This window comes from Chryseobacterium sp., from assembly GCF_022712095.1.
GTDB lineage: Bacteria > Bacteroidota > Bacteroidia > Flavobacteriales > Weeksellaceae > Chryseobacterium.
In genome coordinates this window covers 1-8,562 of record NZ_JALAHD010000106.1, presented here as the reverse complement: position 1 = coordinate 8,562, position 8,562 = coordinate 1, and the positions used below count along the sequence as shown (strand labels likewise).

The following is an 8,562-nucleotide window of genomic DNA, read 5'->3' as shown; positions in this document are numbered from 1 at the left end:
TATTGAGATTCCATTTCCACAATCTTCTATTGAATTACTGTCTATTGTAACCCCATATGAATGTCTTTTTACGGCAATACCTGTAATAATAAAATTCTTAACAGTATTGTTATTAATTACAGAACCTGAATTGGCTCCTTTAGAATTGGCATTAATATAAATTCCGCAATCCCGACCTCCAATAATTTCATTATTTTGGCAAACACCATTTTTTGTATTGGAAAACATGATACCACTATCAGGAGCATTATAAATTTTACAGGATATAACTTTTGAATTTTCTCCTATACACGTGATCATATCACAAACAGAAAAATCAGTATTTTTTACCATATTCCCATCAATAATCAGGTTAATAAAAGAGCTGTTATTATACCCTAAATTATTAATCGGATAATAAGCCTTCTTTTTATTAATTGCAACATTATCCTTAAATTTTAAAATACCTCCTTCTCCCTTTAAAGTCACGTTTGATTTTACATTAATCTGAATAAAAATAAATGGCTGCATAGCTTTAGGAATTACAACCACACCACCTCCATTCTTATAGGCTATATCAATTACCTTATTGATCACGTTAGAGTTATCAGTTCTATTATCTGCAACAGCTCCATAATCTGTGATAATATACCTTTTACCATCAACCATAGAAGCCCACACTAAATTTGAACTTCCTAAGAACAGAAACAATAGTAGTAAGAATTTATTTTTGAAGGTATTTAATTTCATCTTAATAGCAAGATTAATTTATATATTACAAGTCACTCCACAAAAATCGAGAACAATCTGGTTTTTTCTGTATTGCAATGTTTTAAATTCATTATGCGCAACAAGTATAGCAACAATATCAGCTTTCTCTACTGCATACTGATAATTTGTCAATTTAAATATTTTATGTTCCTGTACATTAGGCTCTACAATATACATATCTCCATCCCCCGAATCCTGTAAAACACGTTCAGCAATATAAATAGCCGGAGATTCTCTTAAATCATCAATATTGGGTTTAAATGCAAGCCCCATAATAGCAATAGATGGTTGACACCCATTCTTTAATTCAAATTCCAAGCGTGCATTTTTCACTTTTTCTGCACACCAAAAAGATTTATAATTATTCGTTTCACGGGCTTGAGCAATAATACGTGACTCCATCGGAAAATCTGCAGTAATAAAATATGGATCCACCGCAATACAGTGACCACCCACTCCACACCCTGGCTGTAGAATATTAACTCTTGGATGCTTGTTAGCTAAATTGATCAATTCCCAAACGTTAATACCAGCTTTATCACAAATCAACGATAATTCATTTGCAAAAGCTATTTGGACGTCACGGGAGGAGTTCTCAGTTAATTTACACATTTCAGCGGTACGTGCATTAGTAGGATGTAATTCTCCTTTTACAAACTGCCCATAAAAAGCTAAGGCTTTTTGTGTAGAAGATTCATTGATCCCTCCAATAACTCGATCATTGTGAACAAGTTCATACATTACATTTCCGGGTAATACGCGTTCCGGGCAATAGGCTAGGAAAATTTTATCTACTAGCTCAGGACGCCTTAAAAAGATTAAATCCATCATTTTTTCTGTTGTTCCAACAGGAGATGTGGATTCTATAATGTATAAATCTCCTTCTTTCAGCAATGGAATAATTACTTCTGTAGCGGCTTGCACATAAGAAATATCTGGTTCATGATTTCCTTTAAAAGGGGTAGGTACCACCACCAAATAGGTATCTGCAGTAACCGGAGTAACATCTGCTCTCAAATATCCAGCTTTAACAGCTTTAGCAACTGCTTCATCTAATTCGGGTTCTACAATATGAATTTTTCCGGCATTAATTGTATCCACAACATGCTTCGAAATATCTACTCCGTGAACAGCAATATGATTATTTGCAATTAAAGCCGATGTAGGTAATCCTATATATCCTAAACCGATGGTTACTACTTTTGGTTCCATATTTATTCTTTATACAATTATTTTGTTTTGATAAATTCAGCTATACGCATACACGCCTTTCCATCACCATAAGGATTATGTAATGCACTCATGGTTTGATATCGCTGAGTATCTGTTAATAAACTCTGTGCTTCCGAAATAATTTTATTTTTATCTGTACCTACTAAGATTACAGTACCAGCTTCTATGGCTTCTGGGCGCTCTGTTGTATCACGCATTACCAGAACTGGTTTTCCTAAACTAGGAGCTTCTTCCTGAACCCCCCCTGAATCTGTAATAATCATATAGGATTGGTTCATTAACCAAACAAAAGCCGGATACGCTAGCGGATCGATCAATTTAATATTTTCTATTCCTGATAAAATATCATAAACCGGTTTTTTCACATTAGGGTTTAAATGAACAGGATAAATAATCTGAACATCTGAATGAGATATTGCAATTTCCTTTAATGCTTCACAAATATTAATAAACCCTTGTCCATGATTTTCACGACGATGTCCTGTAACCAGTATAAGCTTTTCAAAGGGTTTAATAATCGTTTTTAAAAACTCAATTTCTTTATTTTCAATTGTATTGACTCTTTCTGAGCTATCCAATAAAGCATCGATTACGGTATTACCCGTTACTAAAATATCTGCTTCTTTTATATTTTCAGCTAATAAATTTACTTTTGACTGACTTGTAGGTGCAAAATGATAATCTGCAATACGTCCTGAAATTTGTCTATTAATTTCTTCCGGAAACGGAGATCTCTTATTATGAGTCCTTAACCCTGCTTCAACATGACATATTTTTGCTCCTGAATAGAATGATGCTATACTTGCAGCCATCGTTGTAGTGGTATCACCATGTACGTACACAAAATCAGGTTGAAATTCTTCCAATATATTTTTCATTCCTGTAATAATGTCCGCTGTTAAAGTATACAGATTCTGATTAGGTTTCATTAAATTCAAATCGTAATCAGGAGTTATTTCAAAAAACTCTAATACTTGATCCAACATTTCTCGGTGTTGAGCAGTAACGCAAACTTTTATATCAAATTCTTCTCGTTTTTGAAATTCTTTCACCAAGGGAGCCATTTTAATAGCTTCAGGACGAGTCCCGAAAACTACAAGATGTTTTGTCTTCATAATTTTTCTATTCTATCGTGCTTATAGTCTGGCATCACTTTGAGTTAAGATACCTTTTACATCATATATTACACCGCCTTCTTTCAAGTATTGTGTCAAATCCAAATCAATAAATTCCTGATGAGCTACTGTAAGAATAATTACATCGAATTTATCATTGATTTCTTCCAATGAGTTAGCAGATTTAATTCCATATTCAAGGAATACTTCCTCAGGATTTGCCCAAGGATCAAATGTCGTAACATTAATTGTATATTCCTCTAAACTTTTTATAACATCTACCGCTTTAGTGTTGCGTACATCTGGGCAATTTTCCTTAAATGTAACACCTAGGTTTAAAGCTTTAGCCCTATTAATATTAATTTCTTTTTTAATCATGGTCTTTACTACCTGAGAGGCTACAAAAGTTCCCATAGAATCATTCAGCCTCCTCGCAGTTAAGATCAACTCTGAATAATACCCCACATCTTGAGCTTTTTGAGCAAGATAAAAAGGATCAACACCAATACAATGTCCCCCTACAAGACCGGGCTTAAATTGTAAAAAATTCCATTTAGTACCTGCAGCCTTAAGAACAGCATGAGTATCAATACCTAATAGGTTAAATATTTTTGCCAACTCATTTACAAACGCAATATTTATATCACGTTGGGAGTTTTCTATAACCTTGGATGCTTCAGCAACTTTAATGGTAGGAGCTAAATGAGTACCCGCAGTAATTACAGATCTATAAAGGTTATCTACTTCTTTTCCTATTTCCAGTGTAGAACCTGAGGTAACTTTTAATATTTTCTCTACCGTCCTTTCTTTATCTCCTGGGTTAATTCTTTCAGGAGAATACCCTGCAAAAAAATCTACATTAAACCTTAACCCCGATACCCTTTCCAACACAGGAACACATTCTTCTTCTGTGACACCAGGATATACAGTAGACTCATAGATAACTATATCTCCTTTTTTTAAAACTTTCCCCACTGTTTCAGAAGCCTTATATAAAGGTGTCAGGTCAGGTCGACTATGCTTATCTACAGGTGTAGGAACCGTCACTATATAAATATTCGCATCTTTAATATCTTCTATATTTAATGAACAATATAGCCCATGATTATGATCTTGGTGATTAAGAAACGGATTTTCCCTTATTAAAACTGTTTCCAATAAATCATTTTCAACTTCAAAAGTAGAATCAATACCATTACTCAATTCTTTTACTCTTTCTTTATTAATATCATAACCTACAACAGAGTACTTTGTTGCAAACAACCGTGCTAATGGTAAGCCTACATACCCCAAACCAATTATGGCAATTTTAATTTTTTTGTTCATTTTAATTTCTCCGTGCTTTAAAAGTTCATAAAAATGGTGTACCAATTAAGCTTTATCTTTTAAGAAGTTTTTTCCACCAAGTCTCTTGTTTATCGTTAGTATAGCCATAACCATAGCCATAATTAGAACCATAGCCACCAATATGTTTTGAAATATCATTGATTACAAATACAACATTCGATAATTTTGAATCTCTTACCAGATCATTGGCAAAATTTAACAAAATATTTTTTGAAACTCCTGACCTCACAACATAAAGGGTTGCATCAGCAACATTTGCAATACTAAGCGTATCAGAAACCAGCATAAGGGGTGCAGAATCTATAATAATGTATGCATATTTTGAAGACATTTGATTAATAAGCTCCTGATACCTTCCATTAGAAAGAAGCTCTTGAGGATTGGGAGGGATACTTCCTGCATAAATAACATCACAATAAGAGTTTGTATCAGAAGTATGAATAAGCTCTTCAACATTCACATGTTCATCATATAAAAATTCTGTTAAGCCCTTTCTCTTTGTTTTTTCATTATCATACCTTTGGATTTGAGGATTCCTTATATCAGAGCCAATAAGTAAGGCTCTTCCGTTCTTGTTTGCTAATGTAAGCGCAAGGTTTACAGACACTAAAGTCTTCCCCTCTCCCTTAACGGATGAGGTTACCATAACAACTTTCGCAGAATCTTTATTAGGTAAAACAAATTTAAGATTGGAAACAAGGACCCGAAATGCTTCAGCAAGTTCAGAAAAATCATTTTTTTGTACTAAATGGTTTACATTAGCCTTTAAAGATGGAATATCAGCCAAAATTCCCAGTGAAGATCGTTCTTTAATATCATCCCTACTATAGATTTTATCGTCCCACATAAATAATAAGTACAAAATCATAAATGGAACTAATAACCCTAAAAGAATGGCTCCTAAGAAAATAACTTTCTTGCGGGGGGAAATAGGTTGTTCATCATCCGTAAAAGCGGGATTTACAATCTTAGCTTTAGGTACGTTAACAGATAAATTAATTGCATTTTCTTCTCTTTTTTGTAGTAAAAAAAGGAAAAGCTGTTCTTTAAGATTCTGTTGACGTTCTATTCCACGATATACTTTCGATTGGCTAGGAACCTTTTCTATCATACCATTACTGGCACTAATCTGGCTGTTTAGTTTATTAATTGATACTTGAATATTCTCTTTTTGTTCACGGATATTATCTCTAACAATCTCTTTAAGTGAGGAGATTTCCTTATTCATTTCAATCACAGCTGGATTCTCACTAGTTGCCTGTTTAAGCGTTTTATTTCTACTTATCAGCAATGTATTATATTGTGAAATAGCCTGCTCTAAAGATGGACTAAGACCTAAATTAGAGGGCATTATTTGCCCATTATTTTTTGCTGCTTCGGCTCCAAGTGAATTAAGTAAATCCAACTGTGTTTGTTGTAAAAGAAGAGTCTTTGTATTATCGCTTGTATTTTGAAGTGCCAGCTCTGCTTGTGTTTGTAAGTCAACAATACGATTACGGTTCTGAAAATCTTCTTTTTGATTCTCCACCCCAGAAAGGTCACGGGTAATTACTTCTAATCTTTTATCTATAAACTCTTGGGTATTTTGAGCTTGTAAATTTTTATCCCTAAGACCATCTAAATTATATTGTTTCGCAACTTCATTGAGGATAGCTTCTGATTTTTCCGGAACAGTCCCTACTATACTGATATCCATCAGCATAGCTTTTTGGTCTGGAAGATCGACCTGAATAGCCTTTTCTAATTTCTTAACTTTTTCTAAGGGTTTCCAAAAAACAATTTTATACTTTGAACGAAAAGGAATTCCTTGATTTTTTTGAAGTACTACTATTCCAAAATCCAGTTTTAATGGTTTATTAAAAGTACCTTTGATTTCCTCTTTCTTTTCATTCCATAAAACGAATTCATTTCCATATTCTTTAGCTACTGTATATTCAGAAGACTTAAACTTTTTATTATTAGTATCATAATGGATTACTTTTCCAATAATGGGTACATCTGTAAATAGTTCGGAATCTTTAATATCACCAGCATTATAATATTGAACATTCAGATTAAGGTTATTCACAACCTGCATCAAAATAGGTCTTGATTTTACAACAGCAACTTCACTCTTCAACTCATCAGCATTCCCTAACCCCATACCTAAGTTATCAAGATCTACTAAAGCAGATGAAAGATCGGTCTGCTTTTTATCGTACTTAAGAGTTGTCTTGGTCTGATATTGAGGAATAGAATATCGAATGTATATATAAGCTCCCATAAGAAAAATCAAAACAGAAACAAGAAACCAAGGCCATCTGCGAAAGTATTTACCTAAAACTTTTCTCATATCCGGTGTTTCTCCTTTTTCCTTAAGTTCTACCTGTTGCATATCGTTATTTATCTAGTTAAAGAAATAATAAGTGCTATAACTCCTACTGCAGAAGCGATAATTTGAAAAGTAAGAGCCCTATTGGGATTTGTATTAGCCAATATTTGTTTATTTTTATCTGGCTGTACATATACTACATCATTCTGTTTCATATAATAATAAGGTGAATTAACGATATCAGCTCTAGACAAATCTAAATTAACCACTTGATCATTACCATCTTCTCCAGTTCTAATTAATTTGACATTTGTACGGTCTCCGTAGTCTGTCATATCTCCAGCTAAACCTAATGCTTGAAATATATTCAATTTTTGTGTAACACTCTCTTTTTGTCCAGGATTTTTAACTTCTCCCAAAATACTAACATTGAAATTCTTAATACTAGTTGTTACTAATGGATCCGTTAGATACCTTTTCAATCTTGATTCTAGATCTTGTTTCAATTGAATCTGTGTCATTCCCTTAATATATAGATCTCCTAATACCGGGAAATTGATATATCCCTTTTCGTTGACGATATACTCACTTGGTTGAACATATTGGTTTATTCCTGTATTAGAATCACTTCCCGCCTTGTTAACAGTATTAAGGTTAAAGGGTCTTACAGCATTTTCGTCAAGGGCAGAAACAAGAATCTGCAGGACATCTCCTTCCTGAATTTGTAGTCCCTGAAACTTTGCCTGAGCAATTTCCTGTTCCATATTATGTTCCTGCATATATACCATCTTCTGTTTAGGTTTACAGGAAAAGATAGATACTAAGGCTATAAGATATACTATAATCTTTTTATTCATAACATTGATTTAAAATACTAAAGGCTGTTTATGCCCAAAAATGCTTTATAAAATCTTTATTAATTTGCTACTTAACTAAAGCTAAAACCCCTATTGCCAGTGAAGCAATCACTGATGCGATTGAGATATACAATCCTGTATTAGGGTCCAATCTAGCTGACTTTTCTCTATTCGTATTAGGTTGTATGTATACGACATCATTCTGCTTTAAGTAGTAATAAGGGGAATTAATAAAATTAGCACTGGTAAGATCTACTCTTTCTTTTGAAATCTGACCATCTATATTTCTAACTACCAAAACATTAGTTCGTATTCCATAGGGAGTTAAATCACCCGCCAATCCTAAAGCTCCTAGTAAAGTAGTACTTCCGTCCGGAATTACATACGTTCCTGGTTTTGTCACTTCACCCAATAATGAAACTTTAAAATTGATAAGTTTGACATCCACTATCGGATCTTTAACATATTCCCTTAACAAACCTGTTAATTTTGCTCTTAATGTTTCAATATTCTCATCTTTAGTGCTGATCTGCCCGATCTGAGGGAATATAATAACCCCATCAGTATCTACAATATAAGTAGGGCCTGATACCGGAAGTTGCTGAACCTGGTTATTAGAGCTAGGAACAGAATACTGGGTAACTGTAGCACCAGAAGAATAGGTTTGATTGAACGGTTTCACCACATCCATATCTTTAGCTGAAACAGTAATGATCAATTGATCTCCGGGTTGTATGTTGCTTCTACTGTTTTTAATAGAATTATCCAGAACCATACTATCAATATCCTTCATATAATTAATTTCCTGTTTCGCTGTACAAGAAAACAAAAGTAGACTCACTACGCTACCAATAAAAATTTTAAAACTCATTCCAATAATTTTCCACAAAAATAGGATTATTAATCTTCTCACAAAACATTGATTCTATTAGCTTAATCAACATTACGT

General features: G+C 33.4%; 7 protein-coding genes. All 7 read right to left on the bottom strand.

The window, feature by feature from the left end:
* Positions 1-729: glycosyl hydrolase family 28-related protein (locus tag Q0A18_RS05425; RefSeq protein ID WP_292009160.1), on the bottom strand; the 729-nt coding region annotated here is incomplete at its 3' end.
* Between the two features lie 18 nt (positions 730-747).
* Positions 748-1,962, bottom strand: coding sequence for a UDP-N-acetyl-D-mannosamine dehydrogenase (gene wecC / locus Q0A18_RS05420; RefSeq protein ID WP_292009159.1), 1,215 nt, complete (start codon positions 1,960-1,962; stop codon positions 748-750).
* 17 nt (positions 1,963-1,979) lie between these two features.
* Positions 1,980-3,098, bottom strand: coding sequence for a UDP-N-acetylglucosamine 2-epimerase (non-hydrolyzing) (gene wecB, locus Q0A18_RS05415; protein WP_292009158.1), 1,119 nt, complete (start codon positions 3,096-3,098; stop codon positions 1,980-1,982).
* Between the two features lie 21 nt (positions 3,099-3,119).
* Complete coding sequence (locus Q0A18_RS05410) at positions 3,120-4,424, bottom strand: nucleotide sugar dehydrogenase (RefSeq protein WP_292009157.1); 1,305 nt, start codon at positions 4,422-4,424, stop codon at positions 3,120-3,122.
* Between the two features lie 52 nt (positions 4,425-4,476).
* A complete protein-coding gene (locus Q0A18_RS05405) occupies positions 4,477-6,819 on the bottom strand; it encodes a polysaccharide biosynthesis tyrosine autokinase (protein ID WP_292009156.1) in 2,343 nt (780 codons plus the stop codon).
* An 8-nt stretch (positions 6,820-6,827) separates the two neighbouring features.
* Positions 6,828-7,613, bottom strand: a complete 786-nt coding sequence (locus Q0A18_RS05400; RefSeq protein ID WP_292009155.1) for a polysaccharide biosynthesis/export family protein — start codon at positions 7,611-7,613, stop codon at positions 6,828-6,830.
* A 67-nt stretch (positions 7,614-7,680) separates the two neighbouring features.
* Positions 7,681-8,484, bottom strand: a complete 804-nt coding sequence (locus tag Q0A18_RS05395; protein ID WP_292009154.1) for a polysaccharide biosynthesis/export family protein — start codon at positions 8,482-8,484, stop codon at positions 7,681-7,683.
* Positions 8,485-8,562: the final 78 nt, after the last annotated feature.

What these genes read in the sequence shown, in the direction of transcription:
- Q0A18_RS05410 (WP_292009157.1), bottom strand. Translation starts at nt 4,424, where the DNA reads ATGAACAAAAAAATTAAAATTGCCATAATTGGTTTGGGGTATGTAGGC.
- Q0A18_RS05400 (WP_292009155.1), bottom strand. Translation starts at nt 7,613, where the DNA reads ATGAATAAAAAGATTATAGTATATCTTATAGCCTTAGTATCTATCTTT.
- Q0A18_RS05395 (WP_292009154.1), bottom strand. Translation starts at nt 8,484, where the DNA reads ATGAGTTTTAAAATTTTTATTGGTAGCGTAGTGAGTCTACTTTTGTTT.
- Q0A18_RS05405 (WP_292009156.1), bottom strand. Translation starts at nt 6,819, where the DNA reads ATGCAACAGGTAGAACTTAAGGAAAAAGGAGAAACACCGGATATGAGA.
- wecB (WP_292009158.1), bottom strand. Translation starts at nt 3,098, where the DNA reads ATGAAGACAAAACATCTTGTAGTTTTCGGGACTCGTCCTGAAGCTATT.
- wecC (WP_292009159.1), bottom strand. Translation starts at nt 1,962, where the DNA reads ATGGAACCAAAAGTAGTAACCATCGGTTTAGGATATATAGGATTACCT.